Annotated in this window: 16 protein-coding genes; 9 read left to right on the forward strand and 7 right to left on the reverse strand. The window is 72.9% G+C overall.

What is annotated here, in order from left to right; all coding sequences use genetic code 11:
- Positions 1-189 precede the first annotated feature (189 nt).
- Positions 190-1,062 (forward strand): alpha/beta hydrolase, encoded by an 873-nt coding sequence (locus ACXJMZ_RS14045; RefSeq protein ID WP_457030486.1) that lies wholly within the window; start codon positions 190-192, stop codon positions 1,060-1,062.
- Here the strand turns inward: ACXJMZ_RS14045 and ACXJMZ_RS14050 are convergent.
- Positions 1,052-2,005: a 2-hydroxyacid dehydrogenase gene (locus ACXJMZ_RS14050; RefSeq protein WP_457030358.1), complete on the reverse strand. Its 954-nt coding sequence runs from the start codon at positions 2,003-2,005 to the stop codon at positions 1,052-1,054. The genes ACXJMZ_RS14045 and ACXJMZ_RS14050 overlap by 11 nt on opposite strands.
- Before the next feature lie 14 nt (positions 2,006-2,019).
- Positions 2,020-3,777, reverse strand: coding sequence for a glycoside hydrolase family 35 protein (locus ACXJMZ_RS14055; protein ID WP_457030359.1), 1,758 nt, complete (start codon positions 3,775-3,777; stop codon positions 2,020-2,022).
- A 93-nt stretch (positions 3,778-3,870) separates the two neighbouring features.
- Here ACXJMZ_RS14055 and ACXJMZ_RS14060 point away from each other — a divergent pair, with 93 nt between their 5' ends.
- Positions 3,871-4,785, forward strand: a complete 915-nt coding sequence (locus ACXJMZ_RS14060) for an AraC family transcriptional regulator (RefSeq protein WP_457030487.1) — start codon at positions 3,871-3,873, stop codon at positions 4,783-4,785.
- A gap of 246 nt (positions 4,786-5,031) precedes the next feature.
- Here ACXJMZ_RS14060 and serC read toward each other — a convergent pair whose 3' ends face one another.
- Positions 5,032-6,150: a phosphoserine transaminase gene (serC, locus tag ACXJMZ_RS14065; RefSeq protein ID WP_457030360.1), complete on the reverse strand. Its 1,119-nt coding sequence runs from the start codon at positions 6,148-6,150 to the stop codon at positions 5,032-5,034.
- A gap of 136 nt (positions 6,151-6,286) precedes the next feature.
- Positions 6,287-7,387: a citrate synthase 2 gene (locus ACXJMZ_RS14070; RefSeq protein ID WP_057227679.1), complete on the reverse strand. Its 1,101-nt coding sequence runs from the start codon at positions 7,385-7,387 to the stop codon at positions 6,287-6,289.
- A gap of 330 nt (positions 7,388-7,717) precedes the next feature.
- Here ACXJMZ_RS14070 and pdxH point away from each other — a divergent pair, with 330 nt between their 5' ends.
- The 6 genes from pdxH (at position 7,718) to fxsT (ending at position 17,468) form a co-directional block, all read left to right on the forward strand.
- Complete coding sequence (gene pdxH, locus ACXJMZ_RS14075) at positions 7,718-8,416, forward strand: pyridoxamine 5'-phosphate oxidase (RefSeq protein WP_457030361.1); 699 nt, start codon at positions 7,718-7,720, stop codon at positions 8,414-8,416.
- A gap of 203 nt (positions 8,417-8,619) precedes the next feature.
- The gene (gene fxsA / locus ACXJMZ_RS14080) at positions 8,620-8,802 is read left to right on the forward strand and encodes an FxSxx-COOH cyclophane-containing RiPP peptide (protein WP_057227683.1); all 183 of its coding nucleotides are present in this window, start codon (positions 8,620-8,622) and stop codon (positions 8,800-8,802) included.
- Positions 8,803-8,833: 31 nt separating this feature from the next.
- Positions 8,834-11,152 carry an FxsB family cyclophane-forming radical SAM/SPASM peptide maturase gene (locus ACXJMZ_RS14085; protein ID WP_457030362.1) on the forward strand — a complete coding sequence of 773 codons (2,319 nt, stop codon included), beginning with the start codon at positions 8,834-8,836 and terminating at the stop codon, positions 11,150-11,152.
- Positions 11,149-11,931, forward strand: coding sequence for an aminoglycoside N(3)-acetyltransferase (locus ACXJMZ_RS14090; RefSeq protein ID WP_457030363.1), 783 nt, complete (start codon positions 11,149-11,151; stop codon positions 11,929-11,931). The genes ACXJMZ_RS14085 and ACXJMZ_RS14090 overlap by 4 nt, the downstream gene beginning before the upstream one ends.
- Before the next feature lie 123 nt (positions 11,932-12,054).
- Positions 12,055-13,467 carry a TIR-like protein FxsC gene (locus ACXJMZ_RS14095; RefSeq protein ID WP_457030364.1) on the forward strand — a complete coding sequence of 471 codons (1,413 nt, stop codon included), beginning with the start codon at positions 12,055-12,057 and terminating at the stop codon, positions 13,465-13,467.
- Entirely contained in the window at positions 13,464-17,468 is a 4,005-nt protein-coding gene (gene fxsT / locus ACXJMZ_RS14100) for an FxSxx-COOH system tetratricopeptide repeat protein (protein WP_457030365.1), read from the forward strand. The genes ACXJMZ_RS14095 and fxsT overlap by 4 nt, the downstream gene beginning before the upstream one ends.
- A gap of 40 nt (positions 17,469-17,508) precedes the next feature.
- Here the strand turns inward: fxsT and ACXJMZ_RS14105 are convergent, their stop codons facing one another.
- Positions 17,509-18,447, reverse strand: coding sequence for a LysR family transcriptional regulator (locus ACXJMZ_RS14105; RefSeq protein WP_457030366.1), 939 nt, complete (start codon positions 18,445-18,447; stop codon positions 17,509-17,511).
- A gap of 123 nt (positions 18,448-18,570) precedes the next feature.
- Positions 18,571-19,161 carry an RNA 2',3'-cyclic phosphodiesterase gene (gene thpR, locus ACXJMZ_RS14110; protein ID WP_457030367.1) on the reverse strand — a complete coding sequence of 197 codons (591 nt, stop codon included), beginning with the start codon at positions 19,159-19,161 and terminating at the stop codon, positions 18,571-18,573.
- Between the two features lie 44 nt (positions 19,162-19,205).
- On the opposite strand from thpR, the gene ACXJMZ_RS14115 reads away from it, so the two are divergent.
- Entirely contained in the window at positions 19,206-19,724 is a 519-nt protein-coding gene (locus ACXJMZ_RS14115; RefSeq protein ID WP_457030368.1) for a GNAT family N-acetyltransferase, read from the forward strand.
- A gap of 22 nt (positions 19,725-19,746) precedes the next feature.
- Here the strand turns inward: ACXJMZ_RS14115 and ACXJMZ_RS14120 are convergent, their stop codons facing one another.
- Positions 19,747-21,168, reverse strand: coding sequence for an MFS transporter (locus ACXJMZ_RS14120; protein ID WP_457030488.1), 1,422 nt, complete (start codon positions 21,166-21,168; stop codon positions 19,747-19,749).
- Positions 21,169-21,185: the final 17 nt, after the last annotated feature.

Raw genomic sequence — 21,185 nt, forward strand, 5'->3', positions numbered from 1 at the left:
CTCTCGGCGTGCCGGACGAAGGCCACTCGTAGCGGAGCTACTTGGACCTTTGACCGGTGCGGCGAAAGGGCCCCTCCTGCCCGATGCCGGGCAAGGAGGGCGCGTGCCGGGCGGCGCGATGGGGCAAACCTTGCCGGGCGCGGCACTAGCACGCGTCTTCCGGACCACTTCTCAGGAGGTAGCCACGTGGTGTTGCAACTGGTCGAGGCGGGCGACTCCCGCTCACTCGCGGTCGAGACCTTCGGCGATCCGCACGGGCGGCCGGTGTTCGTCCTGCACGGCACCCCGGGCAGCCGGGTCGGCCCGTACCCCCGGACCTCCGTGCTCTACCGCCTCGGGGTCCATCTGATCGCCTTCGACCGGCCCGGCTACGGGGACTCCACCCGGCTGCCGGGCCGCCGGGTGGCCTCGGCGGCGGCCGACGTGGAGGCCATCTCGGACGCGCTGGGGCTGGACGAGATCGCCATCCTCGGCCGCTCCGGCGGCGGGCCGCACGCGCTGGCCTGCGCCGCCCTGCTGCCGCACCGGGTCAGCCGGGTGGCCGCGCTGGTCAGCCTGGCGCCGCGGAACGCCGAGGGCCTGGACTGGTACGCCGGGATGACCGCGTCCAACGTGCACGCCTACCAGGAGGTGGAGCGCGGGCAGCACCGGTTCGCCGCCTCGTTCCAGGCCATGTCCCGCCGGATCAGGGCCGACCCGGCCAGTGTGATCGAGGGCCTGGTCCCCGAGTTGCCGCCCACCGACCGGGCGCTGGTGACCGACTCGGGCATCCGGCAGCGGCTGATCTCCACCTACCGGCAGGCGTTCCGGAACAGCGCCGACGGCTGGATCGACGACGTGCTGGCCTTCACCACCGACTGGGGCTTCAAGGTCGAGGACATCGCCGTGCCGACCAGGTTCTGGCACGGCGCGGACGACCAGTTCTCGCCGGTCGACCACTCCCGCTGGCTGGCCGACCACATCCCCGGCGCCGAGCTCTACCTGGAGCCCGGCGCCGCGCACTTCGGCGCACTGCAGGTGATGGCCGAGGCGATGCGATGGGCTGCCGCCGCTACGGACTGACGAGCGTGGGTGGCTGACCGCCGGTCAGGACCGCGAGCAGGTTGTCCACCGCCAGGTTGCCCATCGCCTGCCGGGTCTGCACGGTGGCGCTGCCCAGGTGCGGGGCGAGCACGGCGTTCGGCTGGGCCAGCAGCGCCGCCGGAACGGCCGGTTCGCGCTCGAAGTTGTCCACGGCGGCGGCCGCGAGGTGCCCGGAGGCGAGGGATTCGGCCAGATCCTGTTCGTCCACCACTCCGGCCACCACGCTCACCAGTACGGCTCCGGCGGGCAGTTGGGCGAGCCGGTGCCGGTCCACCAGGTGGCGGGTGGCGTCACTGAGCGGGCAGGTCACCACCAACACCTGGGAGCGGGCGAAGAGTTCGTCCATCGGCAGCCATTCGGCCCCGGCCTCGTCCGCCGCCGGGAGGCGGTTGCGGTTGTGGTAGGCCACCGGCATCTCGAAGCCGACGGCCCGCCGGGCCACCGCCTGGCCGATCCGGCCCATGCCGAGGATGCCCAGCCGGGCACCGGTCAGCTCCATGCCGAGCAGCATGGTCGGCGCCCAGGCCCAGGGTTCGCCGGAGCGCAGCAGCCGCTCGCCCTCCCCGAGCCGGCGGGTGGCGGCGAGCAGCAGCGCCCAGGTGAAGTCCGCGGTGGCGGCGGTCAGCACGCCCGGGGTGTTGCTGACCAGCACGCCCCGGGCCGCGCAGGCGGCGCGGTCGACGTTGTGGGTGCCGACCGCGTGGTTGGCCACGATCCGCAGCCCCGGACCGGCCGCCGCCAGGAACTCGGCGTCCACCACGTCGTCCAGCGTGGTGATCACCCCGGCCTTGCCGCGCACCGCCGCGAGCAGTGCGGCCCGCGTCATCGGCCGCTCCTCGTCGTGCGAGGTCACCTCGACGTAGGGGGCCAGCCGTTCCACCACACCGGGCGCCAACCGCCGGGTCACCAGTACCGATTCCATGCCCCGCACCCTACTCAACCCAGCTCGGCCGCCTCCCGCAGCTCCACCGAGCGCGGGTTCGCCTCACCGAGTTCGAGCACCACCAGCTCGTTCACCCCGACCCGGAGCAGCGGCTGCGGGCAGAACAGCGTGACCTGCGGACCGCGCTCGTCGTAGCTGCCGAGCAGGAACCCGTTCACCCAGAGCCGGCCGCGCCGGCCGCCGGGTACCGCCAGGAAGGTGTCGCCCGTCGCGTCCAGGGTGAACTCGCCCCGCAGCACCGGTCCTTCGGCGGTGAAGTCGAGCGGCGGCAGGTCCGCACCCAGGTCGAGGACGGCCGTCCGGCAGCCGTGCAGGTACTGCCGCTCGTGCCTGACCCCGCCCGTGATGCCCTTCCGGTCCCCGGTGCCGGGGCCGTAGTTGACCCGGCCGAGCGAGTCGACCAGCAGCTCCAGTGTCACCCCGCCGGGCACCGTGACGGCGTCGCCGGCCACCCCCCGGGCCAGCTCGGCCACCCGCTTGCCGTCCACCAGCAGCACCGCCCGGTCGTGCAACCCCTCGACGGTCAGCGGGAGTTCGGGCCGGTCCTGCGGCACCTCGAAGACGTACCTGACCACCCCGTGCTCGATCCCCAGCTCCTCGAAGGTGGGCGGCACCGGGTGCACCGACTCCGGGCCGAACGGGATCGGCGCCGAACCGGTCAGCGCCACCGAGCGCGCGGCCAGCACCGGCGGCAGCTCCGGCAGCGCGGGCGTCCGGTCGTCCAGGTAGCGGGCCTGCTCGGGGTGCTCGGCCGCGAACTCGGCCAGCACCGCCCGGAACAGCTCGTACTTCTCGGTCACCGCGCCGCGCTCGTCCAGCGGGGCGTCGTAGTCGTACGACGTGGTCACCGGCTGGTACGGGGACTCGGTCCAGTCGGTCGAGTTGAACGGCGGGTCGGCGTGGTTGGCCCCCGCGCCGGTGCCGAAGTTGCTGCCCCCGTGCGCCATGTACAGGTTGACCGAGCCGCCCGCCGCCAGCATCCGGCGCAGCGTGTCGGCGGCGTCGGCCGCGTCCCGGGTGTGGTGCGGCCGGCCCCAGTGGTCGAACCAGCCGTTCCAGTACTCCATGCAGAACGGCGGGTCCTGCGGCCGGTGCCGCCGCAGCGTCTCGAACGCGGCCTCCGGCTCCGAGCCGAAGTTCACCGTGGCCAGCACCCCGGGCAGGGTGCCGCCGGTCAGCATGTGGTCCTCCGGGCCGTCCGAGGTGAACAGCGGGACGTCCACGCCCCGGCGGAGCAGCCCGTCCGCCAGCTGCCGCAGATACGCCCGGTCGCTGCCGTAGGAGCCGTACTCGTTCTCCACCTGGACCATCAGCACGTTGCCGCCCCGGGTGGTCTGACGCTCCACCACCGAGGGCAGCAGCCGGTCGAAGAAGCTGTCCACGGCGGCCAGGTACTCCGGGTCCGAGGTCCTGGCCCGGCGGCCCACCCGCGCGGTCAGCCAGCCGGGCAGCCCGCCGTTGTCCCACTCGGCACAGATGTACGGGCCCGGGCGGACGATCGCCCACAGGCCCTGCCGGGCGGCCTCGTCCAGGAAGGCGGGCAGCTCGTCCAGCCGCCGGAACTCACCGGGCCGGGGTTCGTGCAGATTCCACGGGACGTACGTCTCGACGGTGTTCAGGCCCATCGCGCGCAGTGCGGCCAGCCGGGCCGGCCACTGCTCGGGGCGGGTACGGAAGTAGTGCATGGCTCCGGAGAGGATCCGCAGCGGGCCACCGTCGAGCCGGAAGCCGGTGGAGTCATAGGTGAGCATGCCCCCAGCCTGCGGTAACCCGGCAGGCCGGTGCCATGGACAAAGCCCCGGCGGGTGTTGGATTGTCGGGCGGAACAGACCGGACGGAGGTGGCTGATGGAGCGGTGGTGGCACTACCTGACGCCCGGTCCGGCGCAGCTGGCCACCGGTCTGGCCTGTCTCGGCGTCGGGATGCAGCGCGGCCGGCTGCCCACCGTCGGGCCGCGCACCCTGGACCACTGGGTCGCCGTGGTGGTGACCCACGGGCGCGGCTGGTTCACCGGGACGAGCGGCGTGCGCCAGCCGGTGACCGCCCCCGCCGTGCTCTGGCTGCGCCCCGGCGAGCCGCACCACTACGCGCCGGACGACAACGGCTGGGCGGAGTCCTTCGTCGACTTCACCGGCCCCGGCATCGCCGGGTACCTCGAGCTCGGCCTGCTGCCCGACGTGGACGTGACACCGCTCGCCACCGCCGACTCGGCCCAGCGGGTGGTGGCCCGGATCGCCGGCGCCTGCCGCCGGGGCGGACCGCTGGTGGACCTGGAGTCCTCGGCCGGGGTGCACGAGCTGCTGGTCGAGCTGCGCCGCCACCGGGCCGACCTCGACCGAGACGGCGAGCCGGTGCTCGAAGTGCTCCGCCGGGACGCCTGCCTGCCGCTCTCGGTGGCCCAGCACGCCCGCCGCGCCGGGCTGACCGTGGCCGAACTGCGCCGCGCCGTCCGCTCGGTCGGGGCGGTCGGCCCCAAGGAGTACCTGCTGACCGTACGGCTGAACGAGGCCAAGGCCCTGCTGGCCGCCGGCGAACTCCCGGTCGCCGCCGTGGCCCGCCGGGTCGGCTACGACGATCCGGCCTACTTCACCCGGATCTTCACCCGCCGGGTCGGCCTCGCCCCGTCCGCCTTCCGCGCCCAGCAGTACCGCGGCGACGGCCAGCTCCGCGCGGTCCCCCAGGAGGAGCTGGCCGAGGAGCTCACCGGCCTCTACGGCCCCGAACGGGCCACCACCGAAGCCGGCCGGGCCAGCGGGTAACCTCGTTGACCGTGGACCCCAAGACCCGAATGCGAATCGTGAGCGGCGCACTGGCGCTGCTGCTGGCCGTCGTGATCGTGAGCGCTCTGCTCAGGCACTAGCCGAAACAGGGGCTCGGGGAACTGCGACGCCGCCCTCGTAAAAGGTGATCCGTCCGTGCGTGGTCAGGCACTTTCGCCTGTGACCCGCACGCCAGATCTCGTCGCCGTTCCCCGAGCCCCTGGTCAGCTCTGGCTGAGCACGTGCCTAGAGCGCCTCGACCACGTAGTCGATGCAGGCCGTGAGCGCCTCGACGTCGGCGGGCTCGACGGCCGGGAACATCGCGACCCGGAGCTGGTTGCGGCCGAGCTTGCGGTACGGCTCGGTGTCCACGATGCCGTTGGCGCGCAGCGCCTTGGCGATCTCGGCGGCGTCGATCGAGTCGTCGAAGTCGATCGTGCCGACCACCTGCGAGCGCTCCTCGGCCTTGGCCACGAACGGCCGGGCGTAGGAGGACTTCTCGGCCCAGCCGTACAGCCGGGACGCGGAGTCGGCGGTGCGCGCGACCGCCCAGTCCAGGCCGCCCTGGCCGTTCAGCCACTCCAGCTGCTCGGCGAGCAGGAAGAGGGTGGAGATCGCCGGGGTGTTGTAGGTCTGGTCCTTCGAGGAGTTGTCGATCGCGGTCGGCAGGTCGAAGAACGGCGGGATGTACCGGCCGGAGGCGGCGATCTCGGCGGCGCGCTCCAGCGCGGCGGGCGAGAAGGTCGCGAGCCAGAGGCCGCCCTCGGAGGCGAAGGACTTCTGCGGCGCGAAGTAGTAGACGTCCGTCTCGGTGATGTCGACCGGCAGGCCGCCGGCGCCCGAGGTGGCGTCGACCAGCACCAGCGAGCCGGCGTCACCGCCCGCCGGGCGGCGGATCGGCATCGCGACACCGGTGGAGGTCTCGTTGTGGGTGAGGGCGTAGACGTCCACGCCCGCCTCGGCGACCGGGAGCGGGTGGGTGCCCGGCTCCGACTTGATCACCGAGGGCTCGCCCAGCCACGGCGCGGCCTTGACCGACGACGCGAACTTGGAGGAGAACTCACCGAAGTTGAGGTGCTGGGACTTCTCGCGCACCAGCCCGAAGGCCGCGATGTCCCAGAACGCGGTGGAGCCACCGTTGCCGAGCACCACCTGGTAGCCCTCGGGCAGCGAGAACAGGTCGGCGACGCCCTCACGGACGCGCTTGACCACGTTCTTCACCGGAGCCTGCCGGTGCGAGGTGCCCAGCAGCGAGGTACCGGTGGCGGCGAGGGCACTCAGTGCCTCGGGACGCACCTTGGACGGACCGCAGCCGAAACGGCCGTCTGCGGGCTTGATGTCAGCGGGGATCTGGATCTTAGCCACGGCGGCAGCCTACTGCGCGGGATCGCGAACTCGCAGCGCCCGTCCGCCCGCTGAGATGTGATCTTGCCCGCTCAGAGCAGGTGTGCAGCGGGTCCGGGACAGCTGCCCCGGACCCGCTCGAAAGAGTGACGCCGCGTCAGTGCGCGATCGACTCGTAGCCCTCGATGTCCTCCGGCCGGCGCGCGGCCGGGCCGATGTAGCGGGCGGCCGGGCGGACCAGCCGGCCGGTGCGCTTCTGCTCCAGGATGTGGGCGGACCAGCCGGCCGTCCGGGCGCAGGTGAACATCGAGGTGAACATGTGCGCCGGGACCTCGGCGAAGTCCAGCATGATGGCGGCCCAGAACTCCACGTTGGTGGCGAGCACGCGGTCGGGGCGGCGGTTGTGCAGCTCCTCCAGCGCGGCCTTCTCCAGCGCCTCGGCGATCTCGAAGCGCGGGGCACCGAGCTCCTTGGCGGTGCGGCGCAGCACGCGGGCGCGCGGGTCCTCGGCGCGGTAGACCCGGTGGCCGAAGCCCATCAGGCGCTCACCGTTGTCGAGGGCCTTGCGGACGTACGCGGCGGCGTCGCCGGTCCGCTCGATCTCCTCGATCATGCCGAGCACCCGGGACGGGGCGCCGCCGTGCAGCGGGCCCGACATCGCACCGACCGCGCCGGAGAGCGCGGCCGCCACGTCGGCGCCGGTGGAGGCGATCACCCGGGCGGTGAAGGTGGAGGCGTTCATGCCGTGCTCGGCGGCCGAGGTCCAGTACGCGTCGATCGCCTTGACGTGCTTCGGGTCCGGCTCGCCGCGCCAGCGGATCATGAACCGCTCGACCACGGTCTCGGCCTTGTCGATCTCGCTCTGCGGGACCATCGGGCGGCCCTGGCCACGGGCGGACTGCGCGACGTACGAGAGCGCCATCACGGCGGCCCTGGCGAGGTTGTCGCGGGCCTCCTCGGCGGAGATGTCGAGCAGCGGCTTGAGACCCCAGACCGGGGCGAGCATCGCCAGCGCGGACTGCACGTCGACCCGGATGTCACCGGAGTGCACCGGGATCGGGAACGGCTCGGCGGCGGGCAGGCCCGGGTTGAACTTGCCGTCCACCAGCAGGCCCCAGACGTGCCCGAACGAGACGTGTCCGACCAGGTCGTCGATGTCCACACCGCGGTAGCGCAGTGCGCCGCCCTCACGGTCCGGTTCGGCGATCTCGCTCTCGAACGCGACGACTCCCTCGAGCCCGGGTACGAAGTCGGACATGACGGCTCCTTCAGTGTTCCGATTCCGGCGGGCCGCCGTTGGTGGGGCGGGCGACGCCGGTGACCGATGGTGTGTTGGCACTCGGTGTCAGACTGACAGGCACGGAGTGCATTACGCCAGACACCACCACGGTGATGTTTCCCGGCGGCCGCCCCGGCCTGGTCAGTCCGCGGTCCGGCGGCGTTGGCGGACCGTAGCGGGATGTTCCGGACGAACCCGGGCAATCCCCTGCCTGGCGGTGGGTGGAGCGGTGGCGAGACACCTTATCTCCCACCCGGGTTTGCCTGGACGTAGCGGTATCCGACGCTTGTCGTACGGGATGATGTTGCCGTGCCTACCGCGGATCGTCACCCGACCCCTCCGGCCACGCCCACCGAGGCCCGGCCCACCCCGGACCCGAGCGTGATGCGCAAGCATTACCAGCACGAGGGCCTGGCCGAGAAGCAGCTCATGGCCGAGCCGGTCGCCCAGTTCACCGAGTGGTTCCACCAGGCGGTGGACGCCGGGGTGACCGAGCCCAACGCGATGGTGCTGAGCACCGCCGACGCGCAGGGCCGGCCCAGTTCGCGGACCGTACTGCTGAAGGGCTACGACCGGCGCGGCTTCGTGTTCTTCACCAACTACGGCTCCCGCAAGGGCAGCGAACTGGCCGTCAATCCCTGGGCCTCGCTGCTCTTTCCGTGGATCTCGATCTCCCGGCAGGTGGTGGTCGGCGGCCGGGTCGAGAAGGTCGGCCGGGACGAGACCGCCGCCTACTTCCGGACCCGCCCGCACGGCTCCCAGCTGGGCGCCTGGGCCAGTGAGCAGTCCAGCCCGGTGAGCAGCCGGGAGGTGCTGGAGCAGCGGTACGCGGAGCTGGATCGGCGCTACCCGGAGGGCGAGGGCGTGCCGGTGCCGCCGTTCTGGGGCGGCTACCGGGTGGTCCCGGAGACCGTGGAGTTCTGGCAGGGCCGGGAGAACCGGCTGCACGACCGGCTGCGCTACCTCGCCGAGGGCGGCGGCTGGCGGGTCGAGCGGCTCTGCCCGTGAAGATCGTTTCGGGCGCGCGCGACTGACCCTACGTCAATCGCAGTAGTACCCGCTCGCACGAACTGATGGATTTATGGCCATTTGGCGGGCGGTACGTAGGTGCGTCCGGGACACTCGGCGGTAGTCGGGCGGGCCCGAAGCCGGTGCAAGTGACTCCGGGTTACCCCGTTTCCCCGCGCTTCAACCGCAGAAACGAGACTGCAATGGTCACCGCACTCGCCATCCGGCCTGCTGACCGCGACTCCGTCGAGCAGCCCGCACCACGGGCCTCGCTCGCCGCCCTCGCCGCTCTGGGCACCGATCACCTCACCGCCGAGCTGCACCGGGCCCTGCCCGGCCAGGAGAGCGGCCAGGTCGCCGTGGCGGCCTTCAACTCCTCCATCTGACGCCTCCCGCGCAGCCGGCCGACACCACGTCATGTCCCGTCCCCCCGTGGCGTTCTCGCAGTTCGTCCTCAAGGTGCACAGTCGCTGTGACCTGTCCTGTGATCACTGCTATGTGTACGAGCACGCCGACACCAGTTGGCGTGGCAAGCCGCGCACCATCTCGGAGCGCGTCCTCGCGGCGACCGCCGACCGCATCGCGGAGCATGCCCTGGCCCACCGGCTGACGGCCGTCCACGTGGTGCTGCACGGCGGGGAGCCGCTGCTCGCGGGCCCCGCCGTGCTGCGCCGGGCCGCCGAGCTGCTGCGCGCCGCCCTCCCCCCGGGCTGCGCGCTCGACCTGCGCATCCACACCAACGGCGTCCAGCTGTCCGAGCGGTTCTGTGATCTCTTCGCCGAGCTGGACATCAAGGTCGGCATCTCGCTGGACGGCAACCGCGCCGCCAACGACCGGCACCGCAGGTACGCCGACGGCCGTAGCAGCCACAGCAAGGTGCTGGCCGCCGTCGAGCTGCTCCGCCGCCCCGCCTACCGCCACCTGTACGCCGGGCTGCTCTGCACCATCGACGTCGAGAACGACCCGGTCGCCGTCTACGACGCGCTGGTCGAACTCGCCCCGCCCCGGATCGACTTCCTGCTCCCGCACGCGACCTGGGACGACCCGCCGAAACGTCCCTCCGGTGCGGGGCCCGCCCCGTACGCCGACTGGCTGCTGACGATCCACCGGCGCTGGACGGCGCAGGGCCGCCCCGTGCCGGTCCGGATCTTCGACTCGGTGCACCGCACCCTGCGCGGCCGCTCCAGCCTGACCGAGTCCCTCGGCCTCGACCCGGCCGACCTGGTGGTGATCGAGACCGACGGCACGCTGGAGCAGGCGGACAGCCTCAAGACGGCGTACGACGGCGCACCCGAGACCGGTTTCGACGTCTTCGCGCACACCCTGGACGAGGTGGCGGGGCACCCGGGCATGATGGAACGTCAGTCCGGTCTGGCCGGGCTGAGCGCGGACTGCCGGGCCTGCCCCGTGGTCCGCTCCTGCGGCGGCGGTCTGTACGCGCACCGGTACCGGAGCAGCCGTGGATTCGACAACCCCTCCGTCTTCTGCGGGGATCTGATGAAGCTGATCACCACCATCCGGGACCGGGTCGCCCCCGCGGCCACCGTCCCCGCCCAGCCCGGACCGTCCGAAGGGGCGCTCACCGAGGCCCAGTTGGCCGAGCTGGCCACCGGGCACGGCAGTGCGTCCACCGTCCGGGCGCTGGCCTCGGCCCAGCTCGGGCTGACCAGACGCCTGCTGGCCGCCCTCTCGGCCGCCGCCCCGGAACCCTGGGCGCTGCTGGCCGAGTTGGACAGCACCGCGCCGGACGCGCTGGACGCCACCCTCGGCCACCCGTACGTCCGGGCCTGGGCGGTGCGCTGCCTGGACCGCGACCCCGGGGCCGACCTCGGCGGCTTCGCCGAGCTGGCCGCCGCCGCCGCGCTCCGGGCCGGTCGGGAGTTCGAGCTGCCGGTCCCGGTCCGGGGCGGCGCGGTGCACCTGCCGACGCTGGGCCGGGTCGAGGTCGGCGGGGCGGGCGAGGCGGTGCTGCGCGGCACCAGGGACGGGTTCACCGTCCGGGACGTCACGGTCGGCTGGGACGACCCGGCCGCCGGCCCCTGGCAGCCCGTCCGCCGGGTCGCGCTGCCCGGCGGCTGGACGCTGGCCCTGGAGGACACCGACCCGCAGCGCGACAGCCACCAGTGGCCGGTCACCGACCGGCTGACCGACGGCGAACTGCTGGCCTGGACGGGCAGCCTGCGGGAGGCCTGGGAGCTGCTCGGCCGCGACCTGCCCGAGCACGCGGCCGGCCTGCGGGCCGGGCTCGGCACCCTCACCCCGCTCCGCCCAGGTCCCGCCGGACGGGACGTCAGCGCGGCGGCCCGGCAGGCCTTCGGCGCGGTCGGCATCGCCCGGCCCGGCACCGCACCGATCCTGGCGCTGCTGCTGGCGCACGAGTTCAACCACGTCAAACTCGGCGCCGTGCTGGACTTCCACGACCTCTACGACCCGGCCGACGAGCGCCTCTTCCACGCCCCCTGGCGCCCCGACCCGCGCCCCCTGGAGGGCCTCCTCCAGGGCACCTACGCCCACCTCGCCGTCACCGAGTTCTGGGCCACCCGGGTCCACACCTACGCCGGCCTCGACAGCCCCGCCGCCGCCCACGCCCGCACCCAGCACACCACCTGGCACGCCCACACGGCCGCCGCCGTCGAAACCCTGGCTGCCTCGGGCTCGCTGACCCCGCTGGGTCTCCGCTTCACCGAGGGCATGCGCTCCGCCGTCGGCAGTTCAGAAATGGCCGCAGGAAGGTGACCGGCATCGAGGCGCTGGAGCGCGACCTGCGGTCCCTCGGCATCACGCCGGGCGAAACCCTGCTGGTGCAGTCCTCGCTCCGCGCCGTCGGCCCGATCGAAGGCGGCCCGGCCACCCTCCTGGCGGCACTACGAAGCGTCATCGGCCCCGAAGGCACCGTCGTCGCCTACACCGCGACCCCGGAGAACTCGAACACCTCCCGCCTCTCGCTGGCGCCCACCGACGGGATGACGGGCCAACAGAAGCAGGCGTACTGGGATTCGCGCCCCCCCTTCGACCCGGACACCACCCCGACCTCACGCATTCTCGGCCACTTCTCCGAAGTGCTGCGGCAGACCCCGGGCGCCCGCCGCAGCCACCACCCGCAGACCTCCTTCGCCGCCATCGGCCGCCGGGCAGCCGAACTGACGGACGATCACCCGCTCGAGTCGCACCTCGGCGAGACCTCCCCGATCGGCCGGCTGTACGCCACCCGGGCCCGCGCCCTGCTGATCGGTGTACCGGTCTGGTGCTGCACAGCGCTGCACCTGGCGGAGTACCGGCAGCCCGATCCGCCGATCCAGACCTACAGCTGCGTGCTGCCGAACGGCCGCTGGCAGTCCTTCGACGCGGTGCACCTGCGGGACGAGCACTTCGAACCGATGACCGACGTACTGAGCGAGATGCCGAGCCTGCACCGGGGCCGGCTGGGCGCCGCGGACTGCTTCGTGATGGACATCGCGGACGGGGTCGACGTGGCCGACAAGTTCCTCCGGGACAACGCCCTATTCCATTCGTGAACCTGACCTTCCTACACTGAAGGTCCTCTGTGGGGGAAAGACGCGGCTGGGAACTGAGCACACCCCGGCTACGTCTGAGACGGTGCACCACCAACACACCGGATGGTCTCGGGGGAGGCGCGTGTGTACGGCGACGACGACCCTGGCGGGTGGGACGAGAACGCGGAGCGTCCGTACTTCTTTCTCAGCTACGCGCACGTGCCCAGATCCCGCACCGGCGGGGCAGGCGATCCCAACCAGTGGGTGAACCGCCTCTTCAACGATCTCTGCGACGAGGTGCTGCACCTGACCGACCTGCGCGGCGGGTCACCGGTCGGTTTCATGGACCAGTCCATGCACCAGGGCCAGTTGTGGGCCGAGCGGCTGTCCCAGGAGCTGGCCAGCTGCCGGGTCTTCGTGCCGCTCTACTCGCCGCGCTACTTCACCAGCGTGGCCTGCGGCCAGGAGTGGCACTCGTTCGTCCAGCGGCCGGTCTTCCCGGAGCGGCAGAGCACCGAGCGGCCGACCGGGATCGTGCCGGTGCTGTGGATTCCGATGAGCGACCACCAGCTGCCCGAGGTGGCCCGGCAACTCCAGTTCAACCACCGTGGGTTCGGCCCCGACTACGAGGCCGAGGGCCTGTACGCGCTGATGCGGCTCGGCTACTTCCGCCGGGCCTACGAGCTGGCCGTGCACCGGCTGGCCGAGCGGATCGTGGACGTGGCGGCCAGCACGGTGATCCCGCCGGGCCGGCCGCTGGACTTCCAGGCCCAGCCGAGCGCCTTCCCGACGCCGCGCACCCGGCAGCTCCGGATCTCGGTGCTCTCCTACCCGCAGGCCGAGCTGCCGGAGGACCGCAACCCGGACTACTACGGCCCGCACCCGACCGACTGGCGCCCGTACCAGCCCGCCTCGTCCCGCCCGCTGGCCGACCACGCGGCCAGGGTGGCACGGCAGTTGGGGTTCGAGCCGAGCGTGCACGCGTACGAGGACGAGGCGGACGCGATCCTCGCCGAGGGCCCGCCGACCGCTCCCGGGCTGCTGCTGCTGGACCGCTGGGCGCTGCGGGACGAGACCCGGCGGGAGGCGGTGGTGGACTTCGACCGGCGCAACCCGTCCTGGGTGAGCGTGCTGGAGCCGTGGAGCAGCACCGATCCGGACTGTGTCGCCGACGGCGAGACGCTGACCGAGCTGAGCGCCCGCACGCTGCGCTCCCAGCACCGCGACAGCCGGCCGAGCTTCCACGGCACCCCGACCGAGCTGGGCACCCTGGAGGAGTTCGAGGCCGCGCTGCCGCGGGCGGTGATGCGGGCCAAGTACGCCTTCGAGGAGAGTTCGAGACCACCGAACGGACAGGGCAACCAGCCCGAAGGGACCGGTAGTTCGGGCAGCAGCAGGCCGAGTCTGCGCCGGGCCTTCGAACTGCCGCCGGGCGCCGGGGACGAGCCGCCACGGCGACGGCCCTGGAGTCGGGACGACCGGGACAGCGACCAGCCGCGCTATCACGAGGAGGACGATTCTCCCCCGGGGATCGCCTTCGGGGGAGGAGAGCTATGACCGACAAGCCGACCAGGAAGCTCCGGATGGCCGACCCGGTGGAGGACGCCGAGCCGCAGGCCAACGAGGACCGCCAGGGCCGGGTGGTGACCTTCTACTCCTACAAGGGCGGCACCGGCCGCACCATGGCGCTGGCCAACACCGCCTGGATCCTGGCCGCCAACGGCTTCCGGGTGCTCACCGTGGACTGGGACCTGGAGGCGCCGGGCCTGGCCAAGTTCTTCCGGCCTTTCCTCGACCAGGGCGCGCTGGCGGGCACCACCGGGATGATGGACCTGATCACCGACTACCGGGAGGAGGCGCTCCGCGAGGTCGAGCACCCGCCGGGCTGGCACCAGGACTTCGCCCGGGTCCACCCGCACGCGCTCTCGCTCTCCTGGCCCGGGTTCCCGCCCGGCGGCAGCCTGGACTTCCTCTCCGCAGGCCAGCTGAACCGGGACTACTCCGAGGTGGTCGGCCGGCTCGACTGGGACCTGTTCTACGACCGGTTCGACGGCGGGCAGTTCTTCGACGCCCTGAAGCGGGACATGAGCCGCCGTTACGACTACATCCTGATCGACAGCCGGACCGGCCTGTCCGACATCGCCGAGATCTGCACCGTGCAGATGCCGGACGACCTGGTGGTCTGCTTCACCCTGAGCGACCAGAGCATCGAGGGCGCCTCGAAGATCGCCCAGCACATCAACGACCGCTACCGGGAGCGGGCGATCCGCATCCTGCCGGTGCCGATGCGGATCGACGAGGGCGAGAAGGAGAAGGCGGACGCCGGCCGGGCGCTGGCCCGGCTGCGGTTCTCCGGGCTGCCCGAGGGGCTGGTCGAGGAGGAACTCGCCCACTACTGGGGCTCGGTGGAGATCCCGTACCGGCCGTTCTACGCCTACGAGGAGATCCTGGCCACCTTCGGCGACCAGACCGGCACCCCGACCTCGATGCTGGCCGCCTGCGAGCGGCTCACCTCGGTGCTGACCAAGGGCCGGGTCACCGCGCTGCCGCCACTGGACGAGGACGTCCGGCTGCACTGGGTGGAGGCGTACACCCGGCGGCGGCCGACCGTGCCCGCCGACCTCTACCTCTCCTTCGTCCCCGAGGACCGGATCTGGGCGGACTGGATCGCCGCCGTGCTGGAGAGCGCCGGATTCCGGGTGGTGCCCCGGGACATCGGGGCGGGGGCGGACACCCGGCAGGAGACCGAGCGCGGCATCGACGCCGCCAACCGGACCGTCGCGGTGCTCTCCGCCGCCTATCTGAGGGCCCCTCAGGCCCGGGCGCTGTGGGACTCGATGGGCGGTTTCGACCCCTCGGGCAGCCGTCGCCAGATCGTCCCGGTCCGGGTCAGCGACGTCCGGCTGAACGCACCGTTCGTCAGCCGCAACCCGGTCGACCTGGTCGGCCGCGACGAGAGCCAGGCCGCCGCCATCCTGCTCCGCGCGCTCGGCCGGGCGGACGCCGACATCGACGCCGAGGTGCCGATCCCGCGCTTCCCCGGCACCCGGCCCTCGTACTGGTCGGTGCCGCAGCGCAACCCGTCCTTCACCGGCCGGGCCAAGGTGCTGGAGGAGCTGCGCGAACAGCTGGTCGGCGGGCCGATGGTGGTGCTGCCGACCCCGCAGACGCTGTACGGGCTCGGCGGAGTCGGCAAGTCCCAGCTGGCACTGGAGTACGCGCACCGCTACATGTCGCACTACGACCTGGTCTGGTGGATCGACGCCGAGCAGACCGACCTGATCCCGACCGCGCTGGCCGAGCTGGCGGCGCGGCTCGGGCTGCGGGTCGGCGACAGTGTCAACGAGGCCGCCGAGGCGGCCCGGGAGGCGCTGCGCCGGGGCAACCCGACCTCGCGCTGGCTGCTGATCTTCGACAACGCCGACGAGCCGGGCGAGATCCGCCGGTTCTTCCCCGGCGGCTCCGGGCACATCCTGGTCACCTCGCGGAACCAGGCCTGGTCCGGCCAGGCCGGGGTGCTCGGGGTGGACGTCTTCACCCGGGGCGAGAGCGTCGAGCACCTCACCCGGCGCACCCGGGGCCTGTCCCGGGCCGACGCCGACCGGGTGGCCGAGGCGGTCGGCGACCTGCCGCTGGCGGTCGAGGTGGCGGCCGCCTGGCTGGACACCACCCGCACCCCCGTCGACACCTACGTCCGCCAGCTCCAGCAGGAGGCCACCCGGGCGCTCGCGGTCGGCCGCCCGGCCGACTACCCCACCCCGGTCGGGGCCACCTGGAACGTCTCGATCGCCCGGCTGCGCGAGCAGTCCCCGGCGGCGGTGCGGCTGTTGCAGCTCTGCGCGTTCTTCGCCCCCGAGCCGATCTCGATGGACCTGTTCTACAGCGACCAGATGATCAGGTCGCTGGTGAGGTACGACGAGGACCTCAGCGACGTCTTCATGCTCGGCAAGGTGATCCAGGCGGTCGGCCGGTACGCCCTGGCCAAGGTCGACGCCGGCAGCAACAGCTTCCAGGTGCACCGGCTGGTGCAGGCCGTGGTCCGCTCCGAGATGGACGACAGCGCCCGCGAGGCCGCGATGCACGAGGTGCACCGCATCCTGGTCGGCGCCCGTCCCGCGCTCGGCGACACCGACAACCCCGCCAACTGGCCCCGGTTCGAGAAGATCTGGCCGCACCTGGCCCCCTCCAGGGCCCAGGACTGCGACGAGCGCGAGACCCGCGAACTGCTGATCGACCGGGTCCGCTACCTCTGGAAGCGCACCGACCTCGACAAGGCCCGCACCCTCGCCGAACAGCTCGACGCCACCTGGACCGGCCGGCTCGGCGGCGAGCCGGACGAGGTCGAGGCCCGGCACCTGCGGCGCCAGGTGCTCAGCCTCAACTTCCAACTCGCCAACGTGGTCCGCTCGCAGGGCAACTTCGCGGACGCCCGCTCCCTCGACGAGCGCACCCTGGCCGGGCAGAAGGCCCTGCTCGGCGAGCACAACCCGTACACCCTGATGACCGCGGGTTCGCTCGGCGCCGACCTGCGCGCACTCGGCCGGTTCCAGGAGGCGCTCGACCTCGACCTGGAGACGTACGGCCAGTTCCGCGAGCTGTTCGGCGAGGAGAACGCCCGCACCCTGTCGATCGCCAACAACCTGGCCATCGACTACCGCCTGGTCGGCGACAGCGAGGCCGCCCGCGACCTGGACCAGGACACCTACGACCGGCGGGCCGCGGTGCTCGGCCCGAGGCACCCGTACACCCTCTCCAGCAAGTCCAACCTGGCCCGCGACCTGCGCGAGATCGGCGACTACAAGGGGTCGATCGAGCTGCTGCGGGAGGTCACCGAGGAGCTCGCCGACGTGCTCCAGGCCGACCTGCCGGAGAACCTGCGCAATGCCAAGTCCCTCGCGGTGTCGCTCCGTCGGGACGGCCACCTGCGGGAGGCCAGGCAGCTCACCATGCAGACCTACGAGCGCTACCTGGACCGGTTCGGCGCGGAGGCGGCGGACACCCTGGCCTGCGCGCTCAACCTGGCCGCCGACCACAGCGCCTCCGGCGACAAGGAGGCCGCCCGGGACCTGGCCACCACCGTCTACGAGGGGCACCAGCGGCTGTTCGGCGACGAGCACCCGTTCACCCTGGCCTGCGAGAACAACCTCGGCATCTACCTGCGCGGCAGCGGCGACGTCGACGCGGCGATCCGGCGCGGCACGCACACCGTGCAGAACCTCCGGGCGGTGCTCGGCCCCGACCACCCGTTCACCATGAACGCGATGATCAACCTGGCCAACGCCTACGGCGACGGCGGACTGCCCGCCAAGGCCGAGGAGTTGGAGCGGGCCGCCTACACCGGCCTGTGCAACCGGTACGGCCCCGCCCACCCGGACGCGATCGCCTGCGAGTCCAACCTCGCGGTCACCCTGCGCAAGTCCAGCCCCGCCCAGGCCGCCGAACTCCGCGAGCACGCGCTGGCCGAGCTGCTCCGCCTGTTCGGCGAGGAACACCCCAACACCGTCTCGGCCCGGGGCTGGCGCCGGATCAACCGCGATCTGGAGCCGCAGCCGGTCTGATCCCGTCTACGGGCCCGCCCGGTCGGCACCCCCCAGGTGTCTACCGGGCGGCCAGCCAACTGGCGTACGAGGGGCTGCGCCCGGCGGCCTCGGCGTGCGCGGTGCGGGCGTAGCCGGTGACTTCGCCGGCCGTCCCGGCCGCGCCGGCGGCGGGGTGCCAGCCGAGCAGGTGACGCCAGGTCAGCGGGGAGCCCGCCAGCGGCACGGTGACCAGTCCGGCGGTGGGCGGGAAGGTGGCGCGGCAGAGGCCGACCGCCCGCCCCACCTGCACCAGGTGCACGCAGGAGGCGGTGTCGGTCTCGTACATCGGCAGCGGGGCGAACCCGGCCCGGCTGCAGGCCGCCGAGAAACAGTCCGCGAAGCAGCCCTCCCCCGGCGCCATCGTCCACTGCTCGTCGGCCAGTTGGCACAGTTTCAGTTCCGGCTCTCCGGCCAGCGGATGGTCGTCGGCCAGCATCGCGAACACCGGATCGGTGCCGATCTCGCGCCAGGCCAGCCGGTCGTCACCCTCCGGTTTGCTCTCCCCGCAGACCCCGACCAGCGCGAAGTCCAGCCGCCCGCCCGCCACTTGGCCGGTGAGCTGCTGGATGGACCAGGAGGTGGCGGTGGTCACGGCGGCACCCGGGTACTCGGCCATCAGCCGGTCCACCAGGGCGCCGAGCAGCGGTCCGTGGGTGGCGCCGAGCCGGAACCGGGGCGGCCCGCCGAGCGCGTTGGCGAACCGGACGGCCTCCTCCTGGAGCTCCCGCGCGGCGGGCAGCAGCACCTTGGCCCGGTCCAGCACCAGCTCGCCGAGCGGGGTCGGCCGCACTCCCTCCCGGCTGCGCTCGAACAGGGTGCCGCCCAACAGTCGTTCGATCCGCTTGAGTTGGGTACTCAGCGCGGGCTGGGCCAGACCCAGTGAGACCGAGGCCTTGGTCAGGCTGCCCGCGTCGGCGATCGCCCGGATGGTCCGCAGGTGGCGCAGCTCCAGCTCCATCCGACGAACGTACGGGCGCCGACTCCCCCCGACAAGGGAACCGTCGCCCGCGATCGCTGCTGGCACCATCCGGCCACCCGGGTGAAACCCGGCCGCTGCGGCGGCCTCGCTCCGGCACCGGGGTCAGGCGGTCCAGTCCGCCAGCGGCAGGCGCTCCAGCACCGTGTAGCGGGACGGGCCGATGCCCTGGTCGCTGCGCATCAGACAGAGCTCACCGGCCCGCCACTCACGGCCCCGGAAGCCGTCCAGCGCACCGGCCAGCGACTGCAGGTCGCCCGCGTCGGTCCGCCGGGCGGCCCGCCGACGGCCCTGCGAGGAGCCTGCCCGAGCCAGCGTCAGATGCGGGTGGAAGCCGAACTGGTCGGTCTCGACGCCGAGTTCACCGACCCCCTCGCGGACCGCCTCGGCCAGCCGGCGGAGCGCCCAGACCTCCCCGTCCACCCCGGCCCAGAGCACCCGGTCGCCGAAGCAGCCGCCCCCGGCCAGCCGCAGCCGGTGCGCACCGTGCTCCTCGGCCACCCGGGCCAGCAGCCCGGTCAGCGCGGGCAGTTCGGTCACCGGCAGCTCGCCCAGGAAGGCCAGCGTCAGGTGCCACCCGTCGACCCCGCTCCAGCGCAGCCGCTCCGCCCCCGGCAGCTCGCGCAACGGCGCCACCGCGTCGGCCAGTTCCTGCACCGCGACCACCGGCGGATTCACCGCCACGAAGAGCCTCATACCTCCATGATCGGCCACGGGTACCGCCTGGTAGAAACATTTCCATGCAGATCCACACCGGCGGCCCCGCCGACGCCCCCGCGATCCTGGCCCTGCTCGACGGCGCCGTGGCCTGGCTGGCCGCCGAGGGCCGGACCGGGCAGTGGGGCGAGCAGCCCTGGAGCAGCCGCCCGACCGCGGTGGCCAAGCTCGAACAGGCCGCGGCCGAGCTGCTGGTCCGCCTCGCGGTGGACCGGGACGGCCGGGTGCTCGGCAGCTGCGTGCTGGCCGAGCAGGCCCCGGAGTACGCCGCCCCGGCCGACGGCCCCGAGCTGTACATCCGCTGGCTGGTCACCGACCGGGCCGCCCGCGGCACCGGCGTGGGCGCGGCGCTGGTCGCGGACGCGCTGGCCGAGGCCCGCCGCCGCGGGCTTTCGGCCTTGCGGGTGGACTGCTACGCGGGCGACGACCGACGGCTGGTGGCGCAGTACCAGCGGCTCGGCTTCACCCCGACCGAGGGGTTCGAGGTCACCCTGGACGACGGCCGCCGGTGGCCCGGTCAGGTCCTGGAGATCAGGATCTGAGACCGGGTCACCCGGCCGACCGTCAGCAGGCGGTGGCCAGCTCGCGGGTGCGCACCGGGACCGGGGTGCGCGGCACGAAGGCCACCACCCGGGAGCCCCGGTGCAGGTCGACCCGGACCTTGAGGTCGGCGGCCCTGGCCAGCACCAGGCCGACCACCAGGGCGGCCAGCGCGGAGACCGCGCCGCAGGCCAGCAGGCCGAGCCGGGGCCCGTAGACGTCGGTCACCCAGCCGACCACCGGGGCGCCGATGGGCGTGCCGCCGGTGAAGACCAGCACCAGCAGCCCGCTCACCCGGCCGCGCATCTCCGGGTCGGTGGACAGCTGGATCATCGAGTTGACCGAGGTGTTGAAGGTCAGGCCGAAGACCCCGATCACGGTCAGCAGCAGCGCGAACGACCAGTACCCGGGGGCGAAGGCGGCCAGCACCTCCAGCGCACCGAAGACCAGCGCGGCGCCGACCAGCCGGCGCAGCCGGGGCACCCCGCGCCGGGCGGCGAGCAGCGCACCGGCCAGCGAACCGACCGCCATCGCGGTGTTCAGCAGGCCGTACTGCCCGGCACCCACGTGGAAGGTGCCGTAGGCGAAACCCGACAGCAGGGTCGGGAAGTTGAACCCGAAGGTCCCGATGAATCCGGCCAGCACCATCGGCCAGAGCAGCTCCGGACGCTCCTTCACATACCGGAGCCCCTCCCGGAGTTGACCGCTCTGCCGGGCCACCGGCTCGGTCGGACGCAGCTCACTCGTCCGCATCGCCAGCAGGCCGCCGATCACGGCGGCGAACGACAGCGCGTTGACCGCGAAGGCCCAGCCGCTGCCGACCGCGGCGATCAGCAGACCGGCCACCGCCGGACCGATCAGCCGGGCGGTCTGGAAGTTGGCGGCGTTCAGGCTGACCGCGTTGGCCAGGTCCTTGGCGGGCACCATCTCGCTGACGAAGGCCTGCCGGGTGGGGTTGTCCACCACCGTGACCAGGCCGAGCAGCAGCGCGAAGACGTAGACGTACCCGGCGGTGACCGCGCCGGAGATGGTGAGCACCGCGAGGCCGACGGCCAGCAGGCCCATCGCGCCCTGGGTGGCGATCAGCAGCCGCCGCTTGGGCAGCCGGTCGGCCATTACGCCGCCCCAGAGGCCGAGCAGCAGCATCGGGAGGAACTGCATCGCGGTCGTGATGCCGACCGCGAGCGGGCTGCCGGTGAGGCTGAGCACCAGCCAGTCCTGGGCGATCCGCTGCATCCAGGTGCCGGTGTTGGAGACCACCTGACCGGCGAAGTAGTAGCGGTAGTTGCGGACCCGCAGGGAGGAGAACATCCCGTCGGGCCGGGTGAAGCGGGCCCCCGTGGGGCCGTCCCCTGCCGGTGCCTTCCGGAGCGGGGCGGACGCGGCGGTCGGTGCCGCCGCGGTGCGTTCGTCGGGGTCGTCGTCGCCGCTGCCCGGCAGACCCACGGGGGTCGGCGCCAGGC

This window comes from Kitasatospora sp. P5_F3, assembly GCF_054049135.1.